Below are 24,023 nucleotides of genomic sequence, written 5' to 3' on the forward strand. Positions count from 1 at the left end.
CGGTCAGAGCGGGAAGCTGAGCTGCTGTCCCGCTTCTGCATCTTCCTCCGCATCGAGGTTGTGGACGCCCAGCCCAAGCAGCCGCGCGCCCATGCGTAGCGGCAGCTGGGCGATCAGCAGCGCGCGCCCCGTTTCCGCCAGCAGTTCAGGCGACCGCACCGGGGTAGGAAGGCTCCTGGACCGGGTGATGATCCGGAAATCCGCGAACTTGATCTTCAACACCACGGTCCTGCCATAGGCGCCGCTTTTCTCTATCCTGCTCCACAAGCTTTGTGCGATCCGGTCGATCTCCGCGACCAACGCATCCTGAGTGATGAGATCGTCGAAGAAGGTATCTTCGACGCTCACCGACTTGCGCTCCTGCCGCTCATGCACCGGCCTGTCATCCTCGCCGCGCGCTGCACGATAATAGAAGGGGGCGGCGCTGCCGAAATGCTGCTGCAGGAAAGGGAGGTCACGCGCCCGGAGGTCCGCGCCGGTTTCTATTCCCAAAGCGTGCATCCGCTGCGCAGTGACGGGCCCCACGCCATGGATGCGCCGGACCGGCATCTTCGCCATGAAGTCTGCGCCTTCGCCGGGTCGGACCACACAAATGCCGTCAGGCTTGTTCTGGTCCGATGCGAGCTTGGCGATGAGTTTGTTGTAAGACACGCCCGCAGAAGCGGTAAGGCCGGTCTCTTCCCGGATCATCCGCCTGATTTCCTCGGCGATCCTGGTCGCAGAGGATATGCCGATCTTGTCGACGGTAACATCCAGATAAGCTTCGTCGAGCGAGAGCGGCTGAATAATGTCGGTGAAGCGGGCGAAAATCTCACGCACCTGCGCCGAGACGGCCCGGTAAGCATCGAAGCGCGGTTTCACGAACAGCAGCTGTGGGCAAAGCCGCCGTGCGCGCGCGCCGGGCATCGCCGACTTCACGCCAAAGACGCGCGCTTCATAGCTGGCGGTCGCCACCACGCCACGTGGGCCTCCACCACCGACCGCGATCGGCTTGCCCCGCAATTCAGGATCATCTCGCTGTTCGACCGACGCATAAAAGGCATCCATGTCGATATGGATGATCTTGCGCGGCGGGGTCTCCATGGCGCGGCTTTATGCCATAGCAGGAACGAAAGAGAAACGCGGAGCCGGGGGATCAGGCCTTCTTGTCCTTGAGCGATAATAAGGCGGCAAAGGGGCTCGCCTGTTCCTCACTCAACACGCCCGCTTCTTGAAGAAAGCTGTCGGCGTCGGGCGAGCGGGGATAAGGCGTCATCGCCAGCGCCATCGTTTCGGCGACGGCTTCGCCCATGTCGATCATCTGCCCATCATAGCCGATCACGTCGCAATCCTCCGAATCGATCTCCAATTCATCGCCTTCCGCCGCTTCGTCGCTCTCCTCGACGAAACGCAGCATGAAATCAGTGTCGATCTTCTCCGGCACGGCAGCGCCGGTGGCGACGCAGGGCTGAGCCAGTTCGGCGCGAACCCGGCCACGCGCCACGACCGCGCCATTTTCCTCGCTGAGGGCGTAGTCTGCCTCCAGCCGGTCGAGTGCGAGCAGGTTGAAGCGCCGCGCCAGAGCTTCACGCTCGCCGGCATCGGCGGTGATGGTGACGCCCTGCGCATAGCGGGCGATCTGATCGGCGCGGATCGGCCGCGAAAATTCAGGCGCCGGACTGCTCATCCAAGATCTCCTGTCAGCAGCGCGTCCTGCGACAGCGCGCCAAGCCGAACCCAGCGTGTCCGCAGGCGGGACTCCACATGGGTAATGGCGTCCTCCGTCGGCGCCGCCCCGCGATAAAGGTTGCGCACCAGCGCTTCCCGCAGTTCTGCTTCCCCTGAAAGCGCCGCGCGGTAAGCCGACAACCGGCCGCCCAGAGCGCTCACCATCCGGCCAATATGCTTGCCGACCACCACATCGCCAATGCCTTCCTGCCGAAGCTGGCCATCCATGTCATCGACGAACAATTCAGTCAGCCATACGCTTTCCTGTGCCGCGCCCAATTCCTCCAGCCGCATCAGCACCTGCGCCAATATGGCGACGATCATGTCGAACCTGCCGTCGATCGTGTCGGAAACCTGGCCTTCCAGATACCAGTGTGGCTGACGGCCTTCATGAACGATGGCCTGATAGAGCGGCTGCATCGCGTCCTTGGGATCGGTGCGCGCGAACAGACGCTGAAAGAGGTTGGGCATGACGAAGCGGTTTCCTGGCTGAACGGAGCGGAGGCCCCCTTGCCGGGGCTCGCGCATTTCCATATTGATCGCCGGGCCGCGCGATGCAATGGCGGCTTTGGTTTTCGCGTTTTCCGGGGCCCGTCCCGGCAGGAGAAGTTCATGCGTCTGTTCAGCCGACATCTGTTGCTAGCCGTCGGCCTTGGCGCGCTTGTCCTGAGCGCATCGGGCTGCACGCGTATCCGCACCCATCAGGGATATCAGGTGGACAAGCTGCTGGTCGATTCGATCCAGCCCGGCATCGACAATCGGGCATCGGTCGAAGGCACGCTGGGCCGTCCCAGCTTCACGGCGCAGTTCGGCGACCAGGACTGGTATTATGTGTCGCGCGACATGCGCGCGCTGGCCTTCTCCAACCCCAAGCCTTCCGCGCAGACCATTCTGCATGTCCGCTTCGATGCTGCAGGCAATGTCGTTGCAGTCGACCGCATGGGTCTCGAGCAGGTCGCGAAAATCTCACCCTCTGGCGACAAGACGCCCACGCTGGGCCGCCATCGTAGCCTGTTCGACGAAATCTTCGGTAATATCGGCGCGGTCGGCGCTGGCGGCATGGGTGGCGCTGGCGGTGGCAGCAATACCGGCGGCGGGCCCAACGGCAGCTGACGCCTGGGCCGGTAGAGGCTTTCCTCACCGCGCGCTGGTCATAGCCAACTGCTCAAAAGGTAAGACCCCCGCTCCGGGGGCATGGAACGGGGGTCTCGATCGCGCCCTTTAAGCGCTTTGCGGCGAGAGCGGGGTTCCGGGTAACAGGGGGGAAATCCCGGTCTTCGTCTCGCGCCGTGGAGTCCTTATTAGGGCTTCGGATATGAGCCCAAGATGAACAAGATTAACCGCAAATCCGTCCATCTCACGCCAGACTCAATTCATCCCCCGGCGGCGCGCCCCTTGGGCCGCGGATCGTTCCAGCGGAAAGCCGAATCCGCAACCGCGACGCCGTAGCGCTGGTTCGACAGCCTCACGGTGGTGCGGTTATTCTGCGAATCCAGCGCCACCCAGCCGTAAAGCTGCAGACCAGCCGGGCCAGACGGATCGCGCTGAAAGATCATGGTGATGGTGCCGAATTCAGGCCGTTTCGGATCGCGGGCCTGCACGCTCAGTACCTTGGGGTCGCCGGTCTGGATCAACTTGCCATAGCGCGACAAATCCTTCTTCGGATCGAGCAGAGCGCCAAGCGGCGAGCTGCCAATCGGCCAGCGCTGCACTTGGCGCACTTCATAGTCGATCATGGTCAGCGCCCTGCCGTCGCCAACGATCAGCAGCGGTACGCCCTTTTGATATTGGAAGCGGACCTTGCCCGGCTGCTTGATCGTAAGCTTGCCCGTAAGGGCCTGGCCGTTGCGGTCAGTCTGAGTGAAGTCCGCCGTCATGGTCGTGACGCCGCGGATATAAGCGTTCACCTGCTCAAGACCGGACTGGCTTTGCTGCGCCTGTAGAGGAGCAGCGAGGTTCGCCAGTGGCGCGGCGGCAAGAGCCAGGACAAGGGGCGCAACCAGGCGCTTCATGCATTCTTCTCCGCTTTGTTGGGGTTCAAGAATAGGGATGAACCATTGAACCCATTGTGAACTGATGCGTTCCTGGACCGGCAAGCTACTGCGACAGCCAAGCGCGGCCACTCGCCGGGTGTAAGAACGTGCGAGACCAAAAAAAAGGCCGGTCCGAAGACCAGCCTGGAAAGTTTTTAGGAGAGGATGCCTGAAAGGCACGCCCTTATTGAACGGTGCCGATCCTTTTGACAAATGCGTAGAACACGAAGGCGATTGCATTGGATGCAATCGTGATCAAAGCGGGTTGCCATTCTCGTCGCGCAATACCTCGCGGCGACCGACATGGTTGGGCGGCCCTACCAGTCCTTCCTCTTCCATCCGTTCGATAAGACGGGCAGCGCTGTTGTAGCCAACGCGAAGCTGGCGCTGAAGCCAGCTGGTTGAAGCCTTTTGATTTTCGAAGACGAGCTGGCACGCCTTGCGGAATAGCTGCGCGTCGGGGCTGTCGTCGCCCAGGTCCACTCCGTCGAGTGCGAAGCTGCCTTCTTCCGGTTCCTCGGTCACTGCGGCGATATAGTCGGGCTGGCCCTGCGCGCGCCAATGGTCGGCGACAACCCGCACTTCATCGTCCGACACGAACGGTCCGTGCACGCGCATCAAGCCCTTGCCGCCGTGCATGTAGAGCATGTCCCCCTTCCCCAGCAATTGCTCGGCGCCCTGCTCGCCCAGAATGGTGCGGCTGTCGATCTTGCTGGTCACGAAGAAGCTGATGCGAGTCGGCAGGTTCGCCTTGATGACGCCGGTGATGACATCGACCGACGGGCGCTGGGTCGCGAGGATCAGGTGGATGCCGGCGGCGCGGGCCTTTTGCGCAAGGCGCTGAATCAGGAATTCGACTTCCTTGCCCGCCGTCATCATCAGGTCAGCCAACTCGTCCACCACCACCACGATCTGCGGCAGCGGCTGGAAATCGAGCTGTTCCTCTTCATAGATGGGCTTGCCGGTTTCCGGATCATAGCCGGTCTGGACCCGACGGCCCAAGGGCTTGCCCTTGGCCTTCGCGGCGCGAACCTTTTCATTGTAGTTGGCAAGGTTGCGAACGGAGATGGACGCCATCATGCGATAGCGATCCTCCATCTGCTCCACCGCCCATTTAAGGGCGCGAATAGCCTTGCTGGGCTCGGTAACGACCGGCGAGAGGAGATGCGGGATATCGTCGTAAGTTGACAGCTCCAGCATCTTGGGATCGATCATGATCAGGCGCAGCTGGTCCGGCGTCATGCGGTAGAGCAACGACAGGATCATGGCGTTGAGGCCAACCGACTTACCCGACCCGGTGGTGCCCGCAATCAGCAAGTGCGGCATGGGCGCAAGGTCCGCGATAATCGGTTCGCCCGAGATATTCTTGCCCAGGATGATCGGCAACGCGGCGTTCTGCGCGAACTGTTCGGAGGTGATCAGCTCGCGGAAGGACACGCCTTCGCGGTTGGCGTTGGGCAGCTCGATGCCGATGACGGTGCGGCCCGGAATGGTTGCGACGCGGGCCGAGAGGGCGGACATGTTGCGGGCGATGTCATCGGCCAGCGCAATGACGCGGCTCGCCTTGATGCCGGGCGCGGGCTCCAACTCGTACATGGTGACGACCGGGCCGGGGCGGACTTCGACAATATTGCCCTTGACGTGGAAATCGTCGAGCACGCTTTCAAGCAGCCGGGCGTTACGCTCAAGCGCGGCCTTGTCGATCTTCTGCGCCTGACTCGCGGGAATGGGATTGAGGAGGTCTGGCGAGGGCAGGGAGTTGTTGCCGAACAGGTCGTCCTGGCTGACGGGAGCCATGGAGCGTTGGGTGGGCGCGGGCTTGGGCGTCTGAATGGTAATCGGCGGCTTGGGTTCGTTGCTGACCGTCCGGCGCGGGGCGACGACGCGGTCCTCGACGTCTTCCTCATCCTCAATGTCGGTCGCGGCCCCAGCGCCCGCCAATGCGAAACTCGGCCGCGGCAGGGCGAGCTTGGGCATGGACGGTCTGCGGAGAGCGATGATCGGCTTTTCGAGGGCGAGGCTGCGGTACCAGAGCGCGAGGCCGCCGATGAGAGCAAGCACGACGAGGACGCCGGTGATCCAGCCCTGTGCGGCGCCCGCCTGAGCGGTGAGGCTGCGCACGCCGTTGGCGGTTGCGAGGCCGAGCAGGCCGCCCCATCCCGACGGAAGGTCTATGAGGGAGTCGGGCTGGAACATGGCAAGGGCGATGCCGACCAGCGCGATGCCGCCGAAACATTTGCCGAACTGAGACTTCCAACCGGTCATGTCCTGATCGCCCCAAAGGCGGCGAGCGGTGATCGCGAGCAGAGGCAGGACCAGCGCGACAGGGACGCCGAGCAGGGTGAAGAGGAAAGCGGAGACCCAGGCGCCGGGCCAGCCCATGATGTTCTGGACCTGATTGTCGGCGACAGTCATCATTGACGGGTCGCTGAGCCGGAAGCTCAGGAGCGCGAGGGCGAGAAACAGCGTCGCCAGCATCAGCGCGATCGCGCTGATCAGCGCGCCGCTGCGGATCAGGCTGCGTTTCAGCATTTCGCGCCATTCCGGCGTGCGTTTGGCTCCGCGGCTGACAGCCATGGTCTTAAGATGTCCCCCAAATGTTCCGTTCCGGCACAATGCGCCGAGCGGGGAGTCTCCGTCAAGAGTCCGGCTTTTCGGCTCGTCTTGTCGAAACCACGAAGGAAATGGCGAATTGGAGCGAATTTTGAGAAAGGGAGCGCGACGGGGCTATGCAATTCCTTCATGCATTTCGACCGGCCGCCGGGTGCGCGCGGCGATCAGGCAACCTGCGACGATCAATGCCGCACCGGCTATGGTCGAAAGGGTCAGCCGTTCGCCAAAGGCCAGCCAGCCGATGACCGCGGCCCAGATGAACGCGGTATATTCCACGGGAATCAGATATTGAGCCTCCGCCCGCGCATAGGCCCAGGCGAAGGCCGCGAGAGAGGTGAAGGCAAGCGCGGCGGCCATGGCGATCAGCAGCCAGGAGCGAAGTTCAGGCACATCGAGGCGCAGCGCCATCAGCCCCGGCATGAGTGACGCGGCAAGGGCGCAGACACCGAACAGCGCGAACATGACGATATGCTGGAAGAAGGCGACTTCCACCGGAGAGGCCAGCTGCGCCTGTTGCCGCTGAAGGATGAGGTTCCAGGCGAAAAGGACGGCGGAGAGCAGCACAGCAGCCGCGCCGAGCAGCGCGTTCCAGTCATAGTCTCCCTGCATCCGGCCGGAGAGGATGACGCCAACCCCGAGCAAACCCAGCAGCGACGCCATTATGGCGGCGCGCTCTATCCGTTCCCCCAGCAGAAGTGCGGCAAGATAAAGCGCGATCAGCGGGGCGATGAAGGACAGAGCGATGGCTTCTGCAAGGGGAAGGCGCATGAGCGCCCAGAAGAAGAGGCTGGCCATCAGCGCGACGACGCTGCCGCGCAGGAGATGGAGGCGGAGTACGGCGGGTGCAGGCCAGCGCTGGCGCGTGAGCAGCATCAGCGCAATCCCCAGCAGACTGCCGGTCAGCGCGCGCCAGAAAAGGGCGTTGAAGAGGCCGATGGAGAGACTGAGCCCCTTCATCGTCGCGTCCATGATAGCAAAGATCGCCACGGCCGCGCAGCAAATGGTGAAGGGAACCGCCAGGCTTCGGGAGTGCGCCATTTTTCCTGATTACCCCGAGCTGACTGAAGCGCGGCGTGCTCCTGCGAAGGCAGGAGCCTAAACCCACGGATTGAACCAGGCTCGTGCATTCGCAGGAGCACGAGACATGCAGGCCCTATTCCGCTGCTTCAGCCCTGCCCGCGTCGGTGCTTTCCGCTTCCAGCTTGGCGGCTTCGATCTCGGCTGCCTTGGCTTCGACCAGGTTGACGATATGGTCGATCATGCCTTCGTCCTGGATGGTATGATCGGTAAGGCCGGAGAGATAGACCATGTGCTTGCCCGCGCCGCCGCCGGTGAGGCCGATGTCGGTTTCGCGCGCTTCGCCGGGCCCGTTGACGACGCAGCCGAGGACGGAGAGCGACAGAGGCGTGTGGATATGCTGGAGCCGTTCCTCCAGCGCCTGCACGGTGCGGATGACGTCGAAACCCTGCCGTGCGCAGCTGGGGCAGGAGATGACCTTGACCCCACGCGTGCGGATGCCAAGCGACTTCAATATCTCATAGCCGACACGCACTTCCTCTTCCGGTTCGGCCGAAAGGGAGACGCGGATCGTGTCGCCGATTCCGGCCCAGAGAAGATTACCGATGCCGATCGCGCTTTTCACCGTGCCGCCGATCAGGCCGCCCGCTTCGGTGATGCCCAGATGCAGCGGACAATCGACCGCTTCGGCCAGCTGCATATAGGCAGCGACGGCGAGGAAGACGTCGCTGGCCTTCACCGCGACCTTATATTCATGAAAATCCTGGTCCTGCAGCAGCTTGATATGATCGAGCGCGCTTTCGACCAGAGCCTCGGGACAGGGTTCGCCATATTTTTCAAGCAGGTCCTTTTCGAGACTGCCCGCATTGACGCCGATCCGGATGGAGCAGCCATTGGCCTTGGCGGCATCCACCACTTCCTTGACGCGCGCTTCCGAACCGATGTTGCCGGGGTTTATGCGTAGGCAGGCCGCGCCCGCATCTGCCGCTTCCAGCGCACGCTTATAGTGGAAATGAATGTCCGCGACGATCGGCACGCGAGCGGCGCGGACGATCTGCTTCAGCGCGGCGGTCGATTCCTCGTCAGGACAGGAGACGCGGATGATATCCACGCCCACTTCCTCGCAACGACGGATCTGATCGATTGTCGCCTTGACGTCGTGGGTCGGCGTATTGGTCATGGTCTGGACCGTGACCGGCGCGCCACCGCCCACAGGCACATTGCCGACCATGATCTGGCGGGATTGCCGCCGGGCTATATCGCGCCAGGGACGCAGGCCGGGATTATGATCGGACATGAAAAAGGGGCTCCGTGCTGATGGAGCCCCTATAGTGATTCATCGGCGAAGTTAAAACCGCGCGGTTACCGATGCGGCGATCTGATCGACATTGCCGCTGGTCCGCGAGCGCGTGGTCGCAGTGACGCTGGCGGGTCCCGAATAATAATGGTCGGGGCGCAAAATGGTCGCCTGTTCGATGAAATTATGCGCGTAGCTGAGGTTGAGCGCCAAGGCGGGCGACATGTTCCAGGTCGCGCCGCCCGACAGCCAGGCGCGGTCGCCATCGGGCACGCGGGTCGTCAGAAATTGCGGATTGGTGGGTGTGCGGTCGAACATGGCGCCCGCGCGCAGGGTGAGCGCGGGATTCACATCATATTCGCCCCCGGCGCTGACGCTGTAGCTGTCGCGATAATGGAGTTCCTTCACCGATGTGCCGGTGCCCGATGCGATGGCGATGTCGCGGAAGACCGACCAGTTATACCAGCGCGCCGTCAGCATGGCGCGCGCGCGGGGCGTCAGCCGGTGCATCATGCTGACCGTGACGATGTCAGGCAGGTGTAGCGGCGCGGAGGCAGGCGTGGTTCCATTCGCGGTCGAAAGCGGGCCGAGTAGCCCGGAAATGGTCGAACTGCCCTCTATCCGATGATCCATGCCGGAGCGGTAGTGGACGCCGATATTGGTCTGGCCGTTGGTGTAGAAGAGCCCCGCATTCCAGCCGACCGACAGATCATCCCCCTTGATCCGCGCCAATCCATCGGCAGCAAGCGGCGACAGATTGGGCAAGGCGTTGGTGAGCGTGACCTTTGCATATTGCACGTCCACGCCGCCGCCGATCGAAAGGCTATCCGTCAGCTTATAGGCGGCCGATGGCTGAATATTATAGGTTTTAAGGTCGGTATGGAGCGAGTCATAGCGGCCGAAAAAATCGCTGGCATATTCGAGCTTCAGCCCGAAAGGCGCGGTTACGCCAAGACCGAGCCACAGCCTGTCCGTCAGTTGGCCCGTCGCATAGAAGCTGGGGACAGGAATCAGGCTGTCAAACGGATCGCCGCCAGAGCTGCCGGAAACCGCGACCGTACCCGGCAAGCCGGGAACGGTGCGGGTCGTGCCGAGATTTTTCTGCCCCGCCGTGGCGAGCAGCAGAACGCCGCCAGAGGATGTCTGGATGCCGGGCAACTGGGTCATGGCGGCAGGATTGAAATAGACGGTCGAAGGATCGTCCGCCGCCGCAGCGCCGCCCGACAGCGCCCTGCCCGTTTCCTTGGGCGATTGTTCCTGGAGGTAGAAGCCCCCAGCGAACGCTGGCAAAGGGACCGCGGAAAGAAGCGCTGCGGATAACAGATTCGCGGCAACGCGGCGGTTAACAGGCATCGAAGTCCCCCTTCTTTAACTTGTCTTGGCGGCCCCCCCGGGCCGCGCAAATGCTATAGCGCCGATAGCTGCTAGCAGCGATATGGTTAATTTCCGGTTGGGCGAAGAGGCGCGGGATCCGGCAAAAAAAAAAGCCGCCCCGGAGGACGGCTGTGAAAGTTTTTAGGAGAGGATGCCTGAAAGGCCCGTCCCTTTTGCGGGTGACTCGCATCTGTTGCAAATGCGAAAAAAGCGGCCTTGATTGCGTTTCGCGCAATCGTCCCTAAATCGCTTGCTTTACGTAGGGGAATTACAGCCGGTTAGACGACGGAAAAATTTGAGCAGCCATTTTAGGACTGCTGATAGCTGGCCAATCAGGCGTGCGGCACGCCTGATTCTCGCAACTGCGAATAAAGCTGGTCGAGCAGGCGGCCGAGCCCGGACTGGTCATAGCCTTCTGCTCGGGCGACCAGTTCCGCCTGCGTGTTCGACGCGCGCAGCAGCCACCAGCCCTCCTCCGTCGTCACCCGCGCGCCATCGGTCTCATCGACACGGGCTCCGGCGGCGCGCAAGCGAGCGACAATCTCGTCCACCAGTGCGAATTTGCGGGATTCCTGCACCGGGAAACGCAATTCCGGAGTCGCCGGCAGGTCGGGCATGACGTCGCGCGAGGCGGTGACGCTTCGCTTGAGGCTGGTCACGGCGCGGATCAGGCGCACGGCGGCATAGAGGCCATCGTCATAGCCGGGATAATCGTCGGCAAAGACGATATGCCCGGTCATTTCGCCCCCCAATGGGCTGCCGACCTCCTTCATTTTGGCCTTGATCAGGCTATGGCCGGTTTTCCACATGAGCGGGCGGCCACCAAGAGCGGCGATCCGGTCGAACAGCGCCTGGCTGGCCTTCACATCCGCGACGATCGTTGCGCCTGGCTGATTTTGGAGCACCACTTCGGCGAAGAGAGCGATGAGCTGGTCGCCCCAGATGATCCGTCCCTTGCCATCGATCACGCCAATGCGGTCGCCGTCGCCGTCGAAAGCTAGTCCGAAATCGAGCTTTTTTGAGAGGACAAGCGCCCGCAGATCCTCCAGATTCCGCTCAACGGTGGGGTCAGGATGATGATTGGGAAAATTGCCGTCTATCTGGGTGAAGAGCGTGAGATGCTCTCCAGGCAGCAGCTTGACGAGCTTTTCGACAATCGGGCCAGCTGCGCCGTTGCCCGCATCCCAGCCGATGCGCCAGGCCGCGCCGTCAAATCCCTGAACCAGGCGGGCGGCATAGCGGTCGAGCATGGCTATATTTTCGATTTTGCCAGTGCCCTCCGTCCAGTCGCCAGCCGCCGCCAGCGCGCCCATGCGGAGAATGTCGGCCCCAAAAAAGGGCTCATGGGCAAGCACCAGCTTGAAGCCGTTATGATCGCGGGGATTATGGCTGCCAGTTACCTGGATGCCGCCGTCCACATCCAGCACGCTTTCGGCATAGTAGAGCATGGGCGTCGGCCCCATGCCGATGCGCACGGCGTCCACGCCGCTGTCGATCAGGCCGCGAACCAGCCCGGACTCCAGCGGCGGAGAACTCAGCCGGCCATCATAGCCGACAGCCACCCGTGATCCGCCCTTGCGGGTGACGATCGTGCCAAAGCTGCGGCCGACGGCATAGCCATCCTCCTCCCCCAGCGTCCGGCCGAAGACGCCGCGCATGTCATATTCGCGCATAAGCGAGGGGTGGAAATGATGGGCCATGACGGCGCTTCTCCTTTCCGGGGGCCTATTTGCCGGGCGATGCGCCGCTTTCCGCCTGCTGCGCCAGAAGCAGGTCGCGCGCGGCGTTGATCTGGGCGGCGAGCGCCTCCGTCCCACCGCGGTCAGGATGGACCGAAGCGATCAGGCGGCGATGGGCGGCGCGAATTTCCCGGCTATCGGCATCGGGACCGACGCCCAGCAGCGCGCGCGCCTTTGCGATGTCGTCGGACCGGGGAATGGCCTGCGCCTTGGGCTTGCCGGGTTTTGCCTTCTGCCCCTGCGCGAAGAAGAAGAGCGTTGCGCCGACCAGCAGCGGCGCGCCGACGAGCGGTTTCCCCTTGGCGGCTATGACGGCGCCGACGAGCGCCGCGCCCAGAGCCATGCCATCCTTTGCACTCATGCGTTGCAACCGTCCCGTCCAGATGAGCCAGCCTGCAAGGCCGATGAGAAGCAGGGCGAAGAGGCCCATCAGGCCGCGCCGAGCAGATCTACCGGCACGGTTTCCTCCCGAGCGGGCAGCGCCAGGCCCGAGACCATTTCCCGCAACTCCTGCCGCGCGGCGATGTGGCTGACGCCAAGGTCGCCCAGATGCCCCTTGTCGAGCAAAGTGAGGCCCGAGGGGAACAGCTCGCGAAAGATGACGCGTTCGGAAAGGCCCGGAATCACCCGAAAGCCGACGCGGCGGGACAGTTCCATCAGTGCGTCGCCCACGCGCTTCTTGTTGCGGGCGTCATGATGCTGGACGCGGTTGCGCAGCACCACCCAGTCGATCGATACGCCATCGGCCTTGGCGCGGGTCTTGCGCGCTTCGAAGATGAGTTCGGAATAGAAGGACAGGCGGCGGACCTTGAAGGTTTCAGCGTCCACCTGGCCGATCAGGTCGAAATCGACGAAACTGTCGTTCATCGGCGTCACCAGCGTATTGGCGCGGGCGGCCATGTGGCGGGCGAAGGCGTCGTCACGGCCGGGCGTATCGACGATCAGGAAGTCCTTGCCTTCGGCGACGGCGGCGGCCTCTTCCTCCAGCGCTTCGACCGTATCGCCCTTCAGCACGGCGAAATCGGGCATGGGCAGGTCGATGCTGCGGCGGCGCGCGGTCTCGCCCCGATTCTCCATATAGCGGGTGACGGTGCGCTGACGCGGGTCGAGGTCGATCATGCCGACCTTGTGCCCCAGCGCCGTCAGCGCGATGGCGGTGTGCACGGCCGTGGTCGATTTGCCGGTCCCGCCCTTTTCATTGGCGAAGACGATATGATGCGTTTGGGTGTTCGGACCCATTGATAACCCCGTTTATTGCCGCAACGATTCTTGACCCTATTGTCGGGTCGTGCCTTAGCAGGATATTCCCCGTCCTCGCTGCCATATCGGAGCCCCTCGTCCCGTGCAAACCCTGCGTGACCTACCAGCCCTGCGATCCGCCATCGAAGCGTTGAAAAGCGACGGACGCCCGCTCGCGCTGGTGCCGACCATGGGGGCGCTGCATGAAGGGCATATGGCGCTTGTGGAAGAAGCACGGCGGCATGCCGGGCATGTGGTGGTGTCGATCTTCGTCAATCCCAAGCAGTTCGGAGCGAATGAGGATCTCGACAGCTATCCGCGCCGGGAAGCGAAGGACGCACAGATGCTGCAGGCGGCGGGTGTGGACATTCTCTGGGCGCCGACCGCCGAGGTCATGTATCCGGCCGGCTATGCGACCAACATCTCCGTTTCGGGCGTGACCGAGGGGCTGGATGGCGCGGCCCGGCCGGGGCATTTCGATGGCGTGGCGACAGTCGTCACCAAGCTGTTCAACCAGGTGCAGCCCCATGTCGCGCTGTTCGGCGAGAAGGATTATCAACAGCTCGCCACGATCCGGCAGATGGTGCGGGACCTGGATTTGCCGGTGGAGATCATCGGCGTGCCGACACAGCGGGCGGAGGATGGGCTCGCCCTCTCCTCCCGCAACGCCTATCTGACCGGGGATGAGCGCAAGGATGCACTCGCCCTGCCCCGCGCGCTGGGCGAAGCGGCGCGGCAGATGGAGAAGGGTGAGCCGGTCGAGGCCGCGCTCGCCAAGGCGATCGCAATACTGGCGGCGCATGGGTTCGATCCGATAGACTATGTGACGCTGTGCGACGCGGTGACGCTGGAGCCGATGAGCGTATTGGACCGCCGGGGGCGACTGCTGGGTGCGGCGAAGCTGGGGCGGACCCGGCTTATCGATAATATCGCGGTTGAGCCGGTTACCTGACGTTTGTCATTCCAGCGGAAGCTGGAATCTCAGGTGTTCCAGCCCGCCTGACGAGATCCCAGCTTCCGCCGGGATGACGCGAGTCAGAATGGCTTTACGATCACCGCGACAACGATGACGGCGGCCGCGATGCCGGGGATTTCGTTGACCAAACGAAGCTTCTTCTCGCTCATCGGGCGCTGACCGGCGGCGAGCTTCTTCGCATAGCCTGCGATCCAGCCATGATAGGCGGACAAGCCCAGGACGAAGAGCAGCTTCAGGTGGAACCAACCGTAATTCCAGGCGCCGATTTCCACCATCAGCAGGAGGCCGAAGACCCAGACCAGCACGAGCGAAGGGTTGAGGATGATCTTGAGCAGCCGCCCTTCCCGATCGATCCATTTCCTGTCCTCGTCCGATCCGACAGGGCACTGGTGATGATAGACGAAGAAGCGCGGCATCATGAAAAGGCCCGCCATCAGGAAGATGACGAAGATCAGATGGGCGGCCTTCACCCACAGATAGGCAGCGCCGAGATAGGGCATCAGCTCTCCTTTCCTTGCCTTACATAAGCAATCAACGCCTCGACATGCGCGATCGGCGTGTCGGGCAGGATGCCATGGCCGAGATTGAGGATATGCGGACGGCCCGCAAAGGCCGCGCGGATGTTGTCGACGGACTCTTCGACCGCCCTGCCCCCGGCAATGAGCGCCAGCGGATCAAGATTGCCCTGGACCGGCAAGCCCTGGGGCAGGACGCGGTTGGCCCAATACGGATCGATGGTTTCATCAACGCCGATCGCATCAACGCCCGTGCCCGCGGCATAATCGGCGAGCTTGGCGCCCGCGCCCTTGGGGAAGCCGATGATGGGAACGCCGGGATGAAGCGCCTTGAGCTTCTCCACGATCCGCCGGTTGGGTTCGATCACCCAGCGTTCGAACTGGAGCGGGGCAAGGCTGCCTGCCCAACTGTCGAACAGCTGCACCGCCTCCACGCCCGCCTGAATCTGGCCGGAGAGATAGAGGACGGTGGATTCGATGATCGCGTCGATGATCGCGCCGAAGCGGTCCGGGTCCTGATAGGCAAGCCGCCGGGCCGCGCCCTGATCCTTGCTGCCCTGCCCTGCGACCATATAGGTGGAAATGGTCCAGGGACTGCCCGCAAAGCCAAGGAGAGTGACGGACGGGTCCATGGCTGCCTTCACCTGCCTTACCGTCTCATAGATCGCCTCATAGCGGCTGAGGTCGGGCTTGAGCGCCGACAGGTCGGTTTCGCTGAGGATCGGGGCGAGACGCGGCCCCTCCCCCGTTTCGAACCAGAGGTCCTGGCCCATGGCATAGGGCACGATCAAAATGTCGGAAAAGAGGATCGCGCCGTCAAAGCCGAAGCGGCGGAGCGGCTGGATCGTGACTTCGGCAGCGGCCGGGCTGTCATAGACCAGTTCGAGGAAGCCGCCCTTCTGCGCCCGCAATGCGCGATATTCAGGCAAATAACGGCCAGCCTGGCGCATCAGCCACATGGGCGGGACGGCGAGGCAATCACCCTTGAGGACGGAAAGCAGCGGTTTGAAAGTCCCGGCGGAAAGGCCGGCATCTGGTCCCGTCATAAACTCTCTTATTTAGATTCTTAAAAGGATGATGGAGATAGTAGGGCGCTTGGCAGCGGGGTTTATGCGCTGTGCCCCGATTTGCCAACAGCTTGACTCTTCGGGTCCACGGATTCCGAACCGATTCAGTCCAGTCATCCACGCTATCCACAGGCTGTGGATGAAAATGACGGCCTGTTGGGGGTATGTGGATAAGATTCCGGCTAATGTGAGCTACCCAAAAGGGGTAGTTTTGCCGACAAGCTATCCCTTGCTTTATCCACAGCCTCCCCACAGAGATATGCCTCATGTCGCGCATTCACCTGCATCTGCTGTCTGACTCCACCGGCGAAACGCTGGAAAATATCGCCAAGGCGGCGATCGGCGCTTTCGAAAATGTCGAGGCGGTGCGCCATTTCTGGCCGATGGTGCGGTCCGATGTCCATCTCGACCGGATCATGGAGGAGATCGCCGCCAATCCGGGCCTCGTCCTCTTCACGCTGTCCAATCATCAGCTGCGGCGGCGGCTGGAGACGCGCTGCCGTGCGCTCGGCCTGCCGCATGTCGCGGCGCTCGATAGCGTGACCGACGCGCTGTCCAACATATTAGGTCAGGAAACGCGCAATCGTCCGGGACGCAAACATATTCTCGACGAAGCCTATTTCGCGCGGATCGAGGCGATCCAGTTCACCATCGCCCATGATGACGGAGTGGGGCATGAAAATTGGGAGGAGGCCGATATCGTCCTGGCGGGCGTGTCGCGCGCGTCCAAGACGCCGACCTCCATCTATCTCGCCAATCGCGGGTACAAGACGGCCAATATCCCGCTGGTGGTGCAGTCTCCACCGCCCCGCAGCCTGTTTGCCTTGAAGCATCCGATGGTCGTTGGCCTGACCGTCAGTCCCGAGCGGTTGGTGCAGATCCGCCGCAACCGGCTGCTGTCATTGAACCAGGCGCCCGAGACAAGCTATGTCGATCTGGAAAAGGTGCAGGAAGAGCTGGCCTTTGCCCGGCGCATGTTCGCCGACAATGGCTGGCCGGTGATCGACATGACTCGCCGGTCGATCGAGGAAGCGGCGGCCGCCATCATCAACCTGTTCAATGACCGCGTGCTGGCGGAAGGAGCGTAAATCATGATCGTGCTGGCATCGCAAAGCGCGAGCCGCCGGGCGCTGCTGAGTGCGGCGGGGGTGCCGTTCGAAGCCATGTCCCCCGGCGTGGACGAGGAAGCAGCGAAGGAAGCCCTGCGCGCCGATGGGCTGGATGCGCGGGCGTTGGCCGATGCGCTGGCGGAACTGAAGGCGCTGCGCGTGTCGCGGCGCGTGCCGGGCGGGCTGATATTGGGCTGTGACCAGACGTTGAGCCTGGAAGACGGCACGATGATCGACAAGGCGGTGGATCGCGACGATGCGGCGCGCATCCTGCGCCTGCTGTCGGGACGCGTGCATCATCTGCACAGCGCGGCGGTGATCGCGCTCAATGGCGAGCCGATCTGGCGGCATATCGAGCGGGTGCGGATGACCGTGCGGCCTTTGTCGGACACCTTCATCGCCGATTATCTCGACAAGGAATGGGAAGAATGTCGCTGGTGCGTCGGCAATTACCGGATCGAAGGCCTGGGCGCGCAACTGTTCGCCAAGGTGGAGGGCAGCCAGTTTGCGATCCAAGGGCTTCCCCTGCTGCCGCTGCTTGACTTTCTGCGCATCCGGGGCGTTCTGCCAGCATGACCGACAAGCTCCCTTATGCTGAAGTGATCGGCGATCCGATCGCGCACAGCAAATCGCCGCTGATCCATAATTTCTGGCTCGATTGCCTGGGAATCGAGGCCGAATATCGCAAGACGCATGTGACGAGCGAAGGCCTGTCCGCCTATTTTCTGGAACGGCGGGCTGATCCGGACTGGCTGGGCTGCAACGTCACCATTCCGCACAAGATAGCCGTGATGGACTATACCGACGATCCCGGCGGTGTGCGCGAGCGGATCGGGGCGATGAACACCATCGCCAGCGAGACGGGTGGGCCGCTGATCGGCACCAATACCGACGCAGGCGGGTTTCTGCAGCCGCTGCTGCGCGACAAGTGGAAGGGCGAGAGTGCCGTGCTTGTGGGTGCGGGCGGTGCGGCGCGGGCGATATTGTTTGCGCTGACTAGCCTGGGGGTGCCCGATATCACGGTGATGGTGCGTGATCCGGCCAAGGGTCAGGCGCTGCTCGACCGGGCGAAAGTGAAGGGGCGGGTGATCGGCATGGGGGACGTGCTTCCGCTCGCCGATCTGCTGGTGAACACCAGTTCGCTGGGCATGGTGGGTCAGCCGGTGCTGGATCTGGACCTGAAACCCCTGGCGGACGATGCGACCGTCTATGACATTGTCTATGCGCCGCTGGAGACGGAATTGCTCAGGGCGGCGCGGGCGCGGGGTCTGAAGGCGCTGGATGGGCTGGAGATGCTGATCGGCCAGGCGGCGCTCGCCTTCGATATTTTCTTCGACGCGCAAGCGCCGCGCGAGCGGGACGAGGAATTGCGCGCGCTGCTGCTGGCGGCTTGACGCATCCATGAAGATTTACGGCCTGACCGGGTCCATCGGCATGGGCAAGTCCGCCGTCGCGGCGATGTTGCGGCGGGAGGGCGTGCCGTTGTTCGATGCGGATGCGGAAGTGCATCGGCTGCAAGGACCCGGTGGGAGGCTATTGCCGGCCATCGAAGCGCGTTTTCCGGGCACGACCGGGCCCAAGGGCGTCGACCGGCCCAAGCTGGGGGCGGCGGTATTCGGTCACCCGCAGGAACTGAAGGCGCTGGAAGCCATTGTCCATCCCGCTGTTCGGGAAGAGCGTATGGCCTTTCTGCGCCGCCATCGCTCGCGTCCCTTCGTCGTGCTCGACATTCCCTTGCTTTACGAGAGTCATGGCCATCGCAAATTGGCGGGAGTCATCGTCGTCACCGCGCCGGCATGGAAACAGCGCAAACGGGTGCTGGCTCGTCCCGGCATGACGGTGGCGAAATTCCGCAAAATCCTGCACTTGCAGACGCCGGATGCTGAAAAGCGGCGGCGGGCGGACTATATCATTCATACCGGGACGACTTTTGCCGAAACCCGGGGCCAGGTGCGGCGCTTGGTCGCTTGCCTTGGATCAAAGACAGGCCGATAAGGACAAGTCCGGCAGAGTCGGTATAGAGGGCAATGCGCGAGATAATTTTCGACACCGAAACCACTGGATTCGACCCCGCGTCGGGCGACCGGCTGGTGGAGATTGGCTGTATTGAACTTTTCAATCGCGTGCCGACCGGGCGTACCTTCCACGCTTATTATAATCCGATGCGGGCGATGCCTGCGGCGGCGGAGGCCATCCACGGCCTTTCCGACATTTTCCTGAAGGACAAGCCGCTCTTTTCGGCTGGAGTCCAGGAGCTGCTGGACTTTCTGGAGGACAGCCATCTGGTCGCGCATAATGCGCGGTTCGACTTCGGCTTCCTCAACCATGAGCTGAAGCTTTGCGGCCTGCCCGAGGTCGCGATGGAGCGGATGATTGATACCGTCGCCATTGCGCGGCAGCTGCATCCGGGCGCCAAGCACAGCCTGGACGCGCTTTGCACCCGCTATGGCATCGACCGCAGCCACCGAATCAAGCATGGCGCGCTGCTCGATGCCGAACTGCTCGCCCAGCTTTACATAGAATTGACCGGCGGCCGTCAGATCGGCCTTGGTCTAGCACGAGAGGAGGACAAAGACGCCATTCGGGTGGAACTTGCGGGCATTGCCGCGGTTCGCCCTGTTCGACCCGCGCGAATCTTCACGGTCAGCGCGGCAGAGCTGGAACGGCATGCAGCGTTTGTCGCGACGCTGGAAAAGCCGCTTTGGCTGGAGGAAGCTTGAAGGCTGGTTAGACATCCTGCCCTTCATGCTTCGCGCCAACCGGACTGCTTCCCGCAGCCCGGCAAGAACAAGGAGAAGGCATATGGATATTCGTGTTTCCGGGCATCAGGTCGATACGGGCGACGCGCTCAAGGAGCATGTCTGGACCCGTTTGGAGGCGATGGCCGAGAAATATTTCTCCCGCACGATTTCCGCCCAGGTCACCTTCCGGCCTGCGCCCCACGGGGCATTCCATTGTGATATCGTCTGCCATGTGATGACCGGCCTGATCCTAAAAGGGGCAGGCGAGGCGCAGGAAGCACATCCCGCCTTTGACCAGGCGGCCGAAAAGATCGAACGGCAGCTGAGGCGTTACATGCGCCGCCTGAAAGATCGTCATGCCCAGGCCGCGGCCGCCGAGGCGCAGCGGACCAACGGTTATGACCTGAACGGCGTCGATGGCGCGGGCTATACCATCTTCGCGTCCTCGCCCGACGAGGAGGAACCGGCCGAGGCGCCGCTGATCGTGGCTGAAACCCGGGTCGACATTCCCGAAGCCAGCGTGTCCGACGCGGTCATGATGCTGGACCTGCGCAACACCAATGCGCTGCTGTTCCTGAACGCGGGAACATCGGCCTATAACATGGTCTATCGCCGGCATGACGGCACCATCGGCTGGGTGGAACCACGCGGCTGACAAGGGCTCCGGCCCCAGGGCGCCAGTTGACCTAGAGCGACAGGCGGCCTATGGGGCCGGGCTTTATATCCCCGGGCACGCGCGATTTTGGGGCATGGCGCGCCTCGGCTGTTCCAGGTTGGTCATGGTTCATTTCAACGATATCGTCGCGCCGCATGCGCTCGCTACGGGCCTGTCGGTGAACGGCAAGAAGCCTCTTTTCCAGAAAATCGCGCAACTGGCCGCATCGGCCTATGGACTCGTCCCCGACATGGTGGCCGAGGCGCTTTTCGAACGGGAAAAGCTTGGCTCTACCGGCTTTGGCGGCGGCATCGCGATTCCCCATGCCAAGATTCCCGGCCTTCAGAAGATGAGCGCGGTCGTTGTCCTGCTGGAGCCCGCACTGGCTTTTGACGCGGTGGATGATGCGCCGGTCGATGTCGTCTTCGCCCTGCTGTCGCCGGTCGACAGCGGGGCGGAGCATTTGAAGACGCTGGCTCGCGTCTCGCGCTACCTGCGGGAAGATGCGCATGTCGCCCGGTTGAGGGGCGCGAAATCGGCCGAGGCGTTGCATGCGCTGCTGGCCGGCGGCGAAGCGCGTGATGCAGCCTGACGGCGCGCCGAGCGGAGAAGCGGCGCATTTCCGGGCCCTGGAGGGGCTGTACCGGTCTGCGCCGATCAACCGCATGTTTCGGTCGGAACTGACGATCCCGGAGGCGGGCCGGTCGATCATCGAGTTCGACGTGGACGAAGAACAGTTCCATGCCGCGGGCGCGGTACATGGAACCGTCTATTTCAAGATGATGGACGATGCCGCTTTCTATGCGGCGAACAGTTTGGTGAGCGACCGTTTCCTGCTGACCACCGCGTTTAACCTGCTGTTCACGCGGCCGATCGGGCCGGGGCGGATTCGGGCTGAGGGACGCTGGATCAGCGGCAAGCGGCGCGTGTTCGTCGCCGAAGCGAGCCTGATCGACATGGACGGTGAAGAGGTGGGCCGGGGAACCGGCACCTTCATGCGGTCGCAATTCCCGCTGTCGTCGCTGCCGGGCTATGCAGGCTGACCGGCTGACCAGCGCCATGCTGGTCAGCGTACTGGTGAGACGTGCGGCGGCAGCCGGCGGATTCGCCACGGTGCTGGTCAAAGGCGACGAAATCAGCGGCGTCATACTGATCGAAGCGGCCGAACGGGGCGAGGGCAGGGGCCTGTATGAACGGGTGCCGGACCTTGCCGGAAACTATCATTTGGAGCGTTGTGGACCCCCGCCGGAAGAGGGTACGGAGTCGCTATCTCAATATATAGCACGCAGGCGCAGGGCCGACCCCGACCTGTGGATTATCGAACTCGACATCGCGGATGCGGAACGGTTCGCCGCTGAAACGATCTGCTGATCGTTGACTCTCTCGGCCGGGGAAGGCATCGGCCCCTGCAACGCTTAACGCGCAGGTTGCCAAATTCGCCCGTGGGGGGCGGGGGAGGTAAACACGCAGACGGGGGGCGGCCAGACGTCGATTGTAGTTTTGGGGTTTGTCCCGACGTCCCCGGCCAATAACCGCACGTTTTTGAGTAGTAATGAGTCTTCGTCTGAAGGCCGCGATCGCCGCGGCATTTACCCTGTCCGCCACTGCGGCGGTCACAGCGGCCGATATGTCGAGCGCCAGCGAAGCTGCTCCATCGGTCGTCTCCCTTCCGGGAAATCAAGAGCTGAACTCAGCTCCGGCGGCCGCAAAGCCCGCTGTCGTTTTCGCCGCGCCGCGCGAAGTCGCGCAGCCGCTGGCCCCCCTTTCCGGCAGCGCCGATGTGCGCGCGGATAATCTTTCCGCCCTCGTTGACGCCCAGGGTGCTGCTGAAACGCTCGATGGCGACATGAAGTGCCTTGCGGGTGCAGTTTATTTTGAATCCAAAGGTGAGAGCCTGGAAGGTCAGCTCGCCGTCGCCCGCGTGATCATCAATCGTGCCAAGTCGGGCCGGTTCGCCAGCAGCCTGTGCGGCGTCGTCTATCAGCCCGGCCAGTTCAGCTTCGTTCGTGGCCGTGGCATGCCGACCATCCCGATGGCGACCGAAAGCTGGCGCGAGGCCGTCGCGATCGCGCAGATCGCCATGCAGGACAGCTGGAATAGCAAGGCCGAGGGCGCACTGTTCTTCCACGCCCGCCGCGTTTCGCCGGGTTGGGGCAAGCGCCAGCTGGCCGCCATCGACAATCACATCTTCTATCGCTGATCCTCGGGTCGCACTTAGGAGACAGCGGGCCGGTTCAGTTAATCGCTGAACCGGCCTTTTCTTTTGTTCCCTTCCTGTTCTATCAAAGAGGGATGACCGCCAGTTCGTCCTCGCCCGCCGCCCAAGGCTGCTCGCCCCTCACTGATGGCACGGCGCTGGCCGTTGCGCGCGGCACGCTGCGCCTTTTCTTCCGACATGACATGAGCGGTATATTGGAGGTGCCGCTGCCCAATGGACGCCGGGCCGACATCATGGCGCTGGACAGCGCCGGGCGCATCACCATCGTCGAGATCAAGTGCAGCCGCGCGGACCTGCTCGGCGACATGAAATGGCCCGATTATCTGGATTATTGCGACCGCTTCTTCTGGGCGGTGCCATCCGGATTCGACCTGTCGCTGTTCGACAGCGAAGCATTGTGGCCGGCCCGGACGGGATTGATCGTCGCGGATCAATATGATGCGGAATTGCTGCGTCCTGCGCCGGTGGAACCGCTTCCCGCCGCACGGCGGAAGGCGGAAACGCTACGCTTCGCGCGGCGTGCGGCGCGGCGGCTCACCGCGCTTGCCGATCCGGACCATGCGGCGGAACTGGGCTGGTAGTGGGTCAGCCCGGCCACACGGGATCAATAGGGCCGCTTGCCCCAATATTCGTCGGCGAGAAACTGGTTGAGCGAGGTGGAGCCCTGCCGCGCTGCGGTTCGCGCCAGATGGCGGCGGATCTCATAGCTGCTTGAGCTTAGTCCTGCGCCGAAGCTGTCCATCGCCTTTTTCGGCTCATGCGGCGTGCCGGTATAAGGTTGGAAGATGTTGCCGAGCGCTTGTTCCCAGGCTTTCTCGATATCGATCTGCTTGCGGTTCATAGTCTGCCTCTTCGCAAGGAGGGCCCATATGAAGATGGGTAGGATCGATGTTTAACGCAAGATAGTTGTCGCGAATGTGAACGGACGGGGTTTCGCCGTATCAGCTGATTTATAGGGGTTTGAGCAGAGGCGCAGAGAGCGTGCTCTGCGATTTCTCACGCTGAAGCGCAGAATATTGGTTGAAGCGCTGGACACGCGCCCAGTCGCTCCGCGCCTCCGCGTGGGAAGTTAGAAAACCGGGCCTTGGACGGGTCCTGAGGGCGCGGATTTGGGCTTTGCCGCTGTCACGGCTTCCACCAGGCCGGGGGTGCGGGATTCCCGTTCGGCATAGTCGCGCGCGGACATGCCGGCGATCGTGTCGCGCTTATCCGCGTTGGCGCCCTGCGCGACCAGCAGTCGGACCAAACCGACGTCACGCAGTTGCACCGCGCGGATCAAGGGTGTTTCGCCGCTGCCGTTCGCCTTGTCGATCTGCGCGCCACCAGCGAGAAGGGTACGTACGCCGTCCTCGAAGCGGGCCTGAACCGCGTTCATCAGGGGCGTGTTGCCGCGATTGTCGGTCAGGTTGGGATTGGCGCCCTTGGCGAGGAGGAAGGACAGCCAAGTATTGTCTCGGCGGGCGATGACGAGGTGCAGGGCGGTTTCGCCGCTGGTGACGTCGCGGCTGTTGATGACTGTCGATCCGGGCTTTTGGATAAGGTCGGTCACCTTCTGCCCGTCGGCGTCTTTCACCGCCTTCAGGAAATTATAGCTGTCCGAAAACTGCGCCTGCGCCGCCACCGGCGACAGCAGCGCGAGCGCCAGAGCAGCGGCGCGGCCAGCGCCCATCCAAGCCCGAAAAGCCTTAGTCATCGTCGTTAAGCCCCGTTGGCATTTGCAAAA

The 24,023-nt window shown here is 62.9% G+C and carries 28 protein-coding genes; 13 read left to right on the top strand and 15 right to left on the bottom strand.

The genetic code is table 11. The annotated features are described in order from the left end of the window. Window positions 1–3 precede the first annotated feature (3 nt). Genes dinB through ACZ5Y5_RS11695 form a run of 3 tightly spaced genes read right to left on the bottom strand, consistent with a single transcriptional unit; the run spans window position 4 to window position 2,178 of the window. The gene (gene dinB / locus ACZ5Y5_RS11685; protein WP_464808789.1) at window positions 4–1,083 is read right to left on the bottom strand and encodes a DNA polymerase IV; all 1,080 of its coding nucleotides are present in this window, start codon (window positions 1,081–1,083) and stop codon (window positions 4–6) included. 52 nt (window positions 1,084–1,135) lie between these two features. Then, window positions 1,136–1,666 (bottom strand): YceD family protein, encoded by a 531-nt coding sequence (locus tag ACZ5Y5_RS11690; protein ID WP_464808790.1) that lies wholly within the window; start codon window positions 1,664–1,666, stop codon window positions 1,136–1,138. Continuing rightward, window positions 1,663–2,178, bottom strand: coding sequence for a ubiquinol-cytochrome C chaperone family protein (locus tag ACZ5Y5_RS11695; protein WP_464808791.1), 516 nt, complete (start codon window positions 2,176–2,178; stop codon window positions 1,663–1,665). Before ACZ5Y5_RS11695 ends, ACZ5Y5_RS11690 begins: the two co-directional genes overlap by 4 nt. Before the next feature lie 141 nt (window positions 2,179–2,319). On the opposite strand from ACZ5Y5_RS11695, the gene ACZ5Y5_RS11700 reads away from it, so the two are divergent. Beyond that, on the top strand, window positions 2,320–2,820 hold the full coding sequence (locus ACZ5Y5_RS11700; RefSeq protein ID WP_464808792.1) for an outer membrane protein assembly factor BamE: 501 nt from the start codon (window positions 2,320–2,322) through the stop codon (window positions 2,818–2,820). Window positions 2,821–3,080: 260 nt separating this feature from the next. Here ACZ5Y5_RS11700 and ACZ5Y5_RS11705 read toward each other — a convergent pair whose 3' ends face one another. From ACZ5Y5_RS11705 to ACZ5Y5_RS11740, 8 genes are all read right to left on the bottom strand, one after another. After that, entirely contained in the window at window positions 3,081–3,719 is a 639-nt protein-coding gene (locus tag ACZ5Y5_RS11705) for a LolA family protein (protein WP_464808793.1), read from the bottom strand. Between the two features lie 276 nt (window positions 3,720–3,995). After that, complete coding sequence (locus ACZ5Y5_RS11710) at window positions 3,996–6,317, bottom strand: FtsK/SpoIIIE family DNA translocase (RefSeq protein WP_464808794.1); 2,322 nt, start codon at window positions 6,315–6,317, stop codon at window positions 3,996–3,998. A 150-nt stretch (window positions 6,318–6,467) separates the two neighbouring features. Next, on the bottom strand, window positions 6,468–7,391 hold the full coding sequence (locus ACZ5Y5_RS11715; protein ID WP_464808795.1) for a DMT family transporter: 924 nt from the start codon (window positions 7,389–7,391) through the stop codon (window positions 6,468–6,470). A gap of 115 nt (window positions 7,392–7,506) precedes the next feature. Next, window positions 7,507–8,667, bottom strand: a complete 1,161-nt coding sequence (gene ispG / locus ACZ5Y5_RS11720) for a flavodoxin-dependent (E)-4-hydroxy-3-methylbut-2-enyl-diphosphate synthase (protein ID WP_464808796.1) — start codon at window positions 8,665–8,667, stop codon at window positions 7,507–7,509. A 51-nt stretch (window positions 8,668–8,718) separates the two neighbouring features. Beyond that, window positions 8,719–10,020 carry an OmpP1/FadL family transporter gene (locus ACZ5Y5_RS11725; RefSeq protein ID WP_464808797.1) on the bottom strand — a complete coding sequence of 434 codons (1,302 nt, stop codon included), beginning with the start codon at window positions 10,018–10,020 and terminating at the stop codon, window positions 8,719–8,721. Between the two features lie 353 nt (window positions 10,021–10,373). After that, window positions 10,374–11,741: a phosphoglucomutase/phosphomannomutase PgmG gene (gene pgmG / locus ACZ5Y5_RS11730; protein ID WP_464808798.1), complete on the bottom strand. Its 1,368-nt coding sequence runs from the start codon at window positions 11,739–11,741 to the stop codon at window positions 10,374–10,376. Between the two features lie 25 nt (window positions 11,742–11,766). Then, entirely contained in the window at window positions 11,767–12,210 is a 444-nt protein-coding gene (locus tag ACZ5Y5_RS11735; RefSeq protein ID WP_464808799.1) for a J domain-containing protein, read from the bottom strand. Further along, on the bottom strand, window positions 12,210–13,019 hold the full coding sequence (locus tag ACZ5Y5_RS11740) for a division plane positioning ATPase MipZ (protein WP_464808800.1): 810 nt from the start codon (window positions 13,017–13,019) through the stop codon (window positions 12,210–12,212). The genes ACZ5Y5_RS11735 and ACZ5Y5_RS11740 overlap by 1 nt, the downstream gene beginning before the upstream one ends. A gap of 103 nt (window positions 13,020–13,122) precedes the next feature. On the opposite strand from ACZ5Y5_RS11740, the gene panC reads away from it, so the two are divergent. Next, window positions 13,123–13,971 carry a pantoate--beta-alanine ligase gene (gene panC / locus ACZ5Y5_RS11745; RefSeq protein WP_464808801.1) on the top strand — a complete coding sequence of 283 codons (849 nt, stop codon included), beginning with the start codon at window positions 13,123–13,125 and terminating at the stop codon, window positions 13,969–13,971. A gap of 83 nt (window positions 13,972–14,054) precedes the next feature. On the opposite strand, the gene ACZ5Y5_RS11750 is transcribed toward panC, so the two are convergent. Further along, window positions 14,055–14,495 (bottom strand): CopD family protein, encoded by a 441-nt coding sequence (locus tag ACZ5Y5_RS11750; protein WP_464808802.1) that lies wholly within the window; start codon window positions 14,493–14,495, stop codon window positions 14,055–14,057. Then, a complete protein-coding gene (hemE, locus tag ACZ5Y5_RS11755) occupies window positions 14,495–15,556 on the bottom strand; it encodes a uroporphyrinogen decarboxylase (RefSeq protein WP_464808803.1) in 1,062 nt (353 codons plus the stop codon). The genes ACZ5Y5_RS11750 and hemE overlap by 1 nt, the downstream gene beginning before the upstream one ends. Window positions 15,557–15,843: 287 nt before the next feature. On the opposite strand from hemE, the gene ACZ5Y5_RS11760 reads away from it, so the two are divergent. The 11 genes from ACZ5Y5_RS11760 to ACZ5Y5_RS11810 all read left to right on the top strand — a co-directional run bounded on the left by ACZ5Y5_RS11760 (window position 15,844) and on the right by ACZ5Y5_RS11810 (window position 22,881). Beyond that, window positions 15,844–16,665 carry a pyruvate, water dikinase regulatory protein gene (locus ACZ5Y5_RS11760; protein WP_464808804.1) on the top strand — a complete coding sequence of 274 codons (822 nt, stop codon included), beginning with the start codon at window positions 15,844–15,846 and terminating at the stop codon, window positions 16,663–16,665. Between the two features lie 3 nt (window positions 16,666–16,668). Then, window positions 16,669–17,262, top strand: a complete 594-nt coding sequence (locus ACZ5Y5_RS11765; protein WP_464808805.1) for a Maf family protein — start codon at window positions 16,669–16,671, stop codon at window positions 17,260–17,262. Beyond that, the gene (locus ACZ5Y5_RS11770) at window positions 17,259–18,080 is read left to right on the top strand and encodes a shikimate dehydrogenase family protein (RefSeq protein WP_464808806.1); all 822 of its coding nucleotides are present in this window, start codon (window positions 17,259–17,261) and stop codon (window positions 18,078–18,080) included. Before ACZ5Y5_RS11765 ends, ACZ5Y5_RS11770 begins: the two co-directional genes overlap by 4 nt. A 7-nt stretch (window positions 18,081–18,087) precedes the next feature. Then, entirely contained in the window at window positions 18,088–18,681 is a 594-nt protein-coding gene (gene coaE, locus ACZ5Y5_RS11775; protein ID WP_464808807.1) for a dephospho-CoA kinase, read from the top strand. A gap of 32 nt (window positions 18,682–18,713) precedes the next feature. Beyond that, window positions 18,714–19,406, top strand: a complete 693-nt coding sequence (gene dnaQ / locus ACZ5Y5_RS11780) for a DNA polymerase III subunit epsilon (RefSeq protein ID WP_464808808.1) — start codon at window positions 18,714–18,716, stop codon at window positions 19,404–19,406. Window positions 19,407–19,488: 82 nt separating this feature from the next. Further along, the gene (gene hpf / locus ACZ5Y5_RS11785) at window positions 19,489–20,082 is read left to right on the top strand and encodes a ribosome hibernation-promoting factor, HPF/YfiA family (protein WP_464808809.1); all 594 of its coding nucleotides are present in this window, start codon (window positions 19,489–19,491) and stop codon (window positions 20,080–20,082) included. 124 nt (window positions 20,083–20,206) lie between these two features. Further along, on the top strand, window positions 20,207–20,674 hold the full coding sequence (locus ACZ5Y5_RS11790; protein ID WP_464808810.1) for a PTS sugar transporter subunit IIA: 468 nt from the start codon (window positions 20,207–20,209) through the stop codon (window positions 20,672–20,674). Further along, a complete protein-coding gene (locus ACZ5Y5_RS11795) occupies window positions 20,634–21,125 on the top strand; it encodes a PaaI family thioesterase (protein ID WP_464808811.1) in 492 nt (163 codons plus the stop codon). Before ACZ5Y5_RS11790 ends, ACZ5Y5_RS11795 begins: the two co-directional genes overlap by 41 nt. Further along, window positions 21,115–21,453: a DUF1491 family protein gene (locus ACZ5Y5_RS11800; protein WP_464808812.1), complete on the top strand. Its 339-nt coding sequence runs from the start codon at window positions 21,115–21,117 to the stop codon at window positions 21,451–21,453. The genes ACZ5Y5_RS11795 and ACZ5Y5_RS11800 overlap by 11 nt, the downstream gene beginning before the upstream one ends. A 181-nt stretch (window positions 21,454–21,634) precedes the next feature. Next, window positions 21,635–22,282 (top strand): cell wall hydrolase, encoded by a 648-nt coding sequence (locus ACZ5Y5_RS11805; protein WP_464808813.1) that lies wholly within the window; start codon window positions 21,635–21,637, stop codon window positions 22,280–22,282. A 92-nt stretch (window positions 22,283–22,374) separates the two neighbouring features. Next, entirely contained in the window at window positions 22,375–22,881 is a 507-nt protein-coding gene (locus tag ACZ5Y5_RS11810) for an MmcB family DNA repair protein (protein WP_464808814.1), read from the top strand. Between the two features lie 23 nt (window positions 22,882–22,904). Here ACZ5Y5_RS11810 and ACZ5Y5_RS11815 read toward each other — a convergent pair whose 3' ends face one another. Continuing rightward, entirely contained in the window at window positions 22,905–23,141 is a 237-nt protein-coding gene (locus ACZ5Y5_RS11815; RefSeq protein WP_464808815.1) for a hypothetical protein, read from the bottom strand. Between the two features lie 228 nt (window positions 23,142–23,369). Then, window positions 23,370–23,993 (bottom strand): ankyrin repeat domain-containing protein, encoded by a 624-nt coding sequence (locus ACZ5Y5_RS11820; RefSeq protein ID WP_464808816.1) that lies wholly within the window; start codon window positions 23,991–23,993, stop codon window positions 23,370–23,372. Window positions 23,994–24,023: the final 30 nt, after the last annotated feature.

This window comes from Sphingobium sp. TomTYG65 (assembly GCF_055395525.1).

Excerpts from the sequence above, each read along its gene's own strand:
- ACZ5Y5_RS11810 (WP_464808814.1), top strand. The coding sequence starts at position 22,375 with ATGACCGCCAGTTCGTCCTCGCCCGCCGCCCAAGGCTGCTCGCCCCTC.
- ACZ5Y5_RS11770 (WP_464808806.1), top strand. The coding sequence starts at position 17,259 with ATGACCGACAAGCTCCCTTATGCTGAAGTGATCGGCGATCCGATCGCG.
- ACZ5Y5_RS11710 (WP_464808794.1), bottom strand. The coding sequence starts at position 6,317 with ATGGCTGTCAGCCGCGGAGCCAAACGCACGCCGGAATGGCGCGAAATG.
- dinB (WP_464808789.1), bottom strand. The coding sequence starts at position 1,083 with ATGGAGACCCCGCCGCGCAAGATCATCCATATCGACATGGATGCCTTT.
- ACZ5Y5_RS11820 (WP_464808816.1), bottom strand. The coding sequence starts at position 23,993 with ATGACTAAGGCTTTTCGGGCTTGGATGGGCGCTGGCCGCGCCGCTGCT.
- ACZ5Y5_RS11750 (WP_464808802.1), bottom strand. The coding sequence starts at position 14,495 with ATGCCCTATCTCGGCGCTGCCTATCTGTGGGTGAAGGCCGCCCATCTG.
- coaE (WP_464808807.1), top strand. The coding sequence starts at position 18,088 with ATGAAGATTTACGGCCTGACCGGGTCCATCGGCATGGGCAAGTCCGCC.
- ACZ5Y5_RS11740 (WP_464808800.1), bottom strand. The coding sequence starts at position 13,019 with ATGGGTCCGAACACCCAAACGCATCATATCGTCTTCGCCAATGAAAAG.
- pgmG (WP_464808798.1), bottom strand. The coding sequence starts at position 11,741 with ATGGCCCATCATTTCCACCCCTCGCTTATGCGCGAATATGACATGCGC.
- ACZ5Y5_RS11760 (WP_464808804.1), top strand. The coding sequence starts at position 15,844 with ATGTCGCGCATTCACCTGCATCTGCTGTCTGACTCCACCGGCGAAACG.
- ACZ5Y5_RS11795 (WP_464808811.1), top strand. The coding sequence starts at position 20,634 with ATGCGCTGCTGGCCGGCGGCGAAGCGCGTGATGCAGCCTGACGGCGCG.
- ACZ5Y5_RS11690 (WP_464808790.1), bottom strand. The coding sequence starts at position 1,666 with ATGAGCAGTCCGGCGCCTGAATTTTCGCGGCCGATCCGCGCCGATCAG.
- ACZ5Y5_RS11695 (WP_464808791.1), bottom strand. The coding sequence starts at position 2,178 with ATGCCCAACCTCTTTCAGCGTCTGTTCGCGCGCACCGATCCCAAGGAC.
- ACZ5Y5_RS11765 (WP_464808805.1), top strand. The coding sequence starts at position 16,669 with ATGATCGTGCTGGCATCGCAAAGCGCGAGCCGCCGGGCGCTGCTGAGT.
- dnaQ (WP_464808808.1), top strand. The coding sequence starts at position 18,714 with ATGCGCGAGATAATTTTCGACACCGAAACCACTGGATTCGACCCCGCG.
- ACZ5Y5_RS11715 (WP_464808795.1), bottom strand. The coding sequence starts at position 7,391 with ATGGCGCACTCCCGAAGCCTGGCGGTTCCCTTCACCATTTGCTGCGCG.
- ACZ5Y5_RS11700 (WP_464808792.1), top strand. The coding sequence starts at position 2,320 with ATGCGTCTGTTCAGCCGACATCTGTTGCTAGCCGTCGGCCTTGGCGCG.
- ACZ5Y5_RS11725 (WP_464808797.1), bottom strand. The coding sequence starts at position 10,020 with ATGCCTGTTAACCGCCGCGTTGCCGCGAATCTGTTATCCGCAGCGCTT.
- ACZ5Y5_RS11805 (WP_464808813.1), top strand. The coding sequence starts at position 21,635 with ATGAGTCTTCGTCTGAAGGCCGCGATCGCCGCGGCATTTACCCTGTCC.
- ACZ5Y5_RS11800 (WP_464808812.1), top strand. The coding sequence starts at position 21,115 with ATGCAGGCTGACCGGCTGACCAGCGCCATGCTGGTCAGCGTACTGGTG.
- ACZ5Y5_RS11735 (WP_464808799.1), bottom strand. The coding sequence starts at position 12,210 with ATGGGCCTCTTCGCCCTGCTTCTCATCGGCCTTGCAGGCTGGCTCATC.
- ACZ5Y5_RS11790 (WP_464808810.1), top strand. The coding sequence starts at position 20,207 with ATGGTTCATTTCAACGATATCGTCGCGCCGCATGCGCTCGCTACGGGC.
- hemE (WP_464808803.1), bottom strand. The coding sequence starts at position 15,556 with ATGACGGGACCAGATGCCGGCCTTTCCGCCGGGACTTTCAAACCGCTG.
- ACZ5Y5_RS11705 (WP_464808793.1), bottom strand. The coding sequence starts at position 3,719 with ATGAAGCGCCTGGTTGCGCCCCTTGTCCTGGCTCTTGCCGCCGCGCCA.
- ispG (WP_464808796.1), bottom strand. The coding sequence starts at position 8,667 with ATGTCCGATCATAATCCCGGCCTGCGTCCCTGGCGCGATATAGCCCGG.
- hpf (WP_464808809.1), top strand. The coding sequence starts at position 19,489 with ATGGATATTCGTGTTTCCGGGCATCAGGTCGATACGGGCGACGCGCTC.
- ACZ5Y5_RS11815 (WP_464808815.1), bottom strand. The coding sequence starts at position 23,141 with ATGAACCGCAAGCAGATCGATATCGAGAAAGCCTGGGAACAAGCGCTC.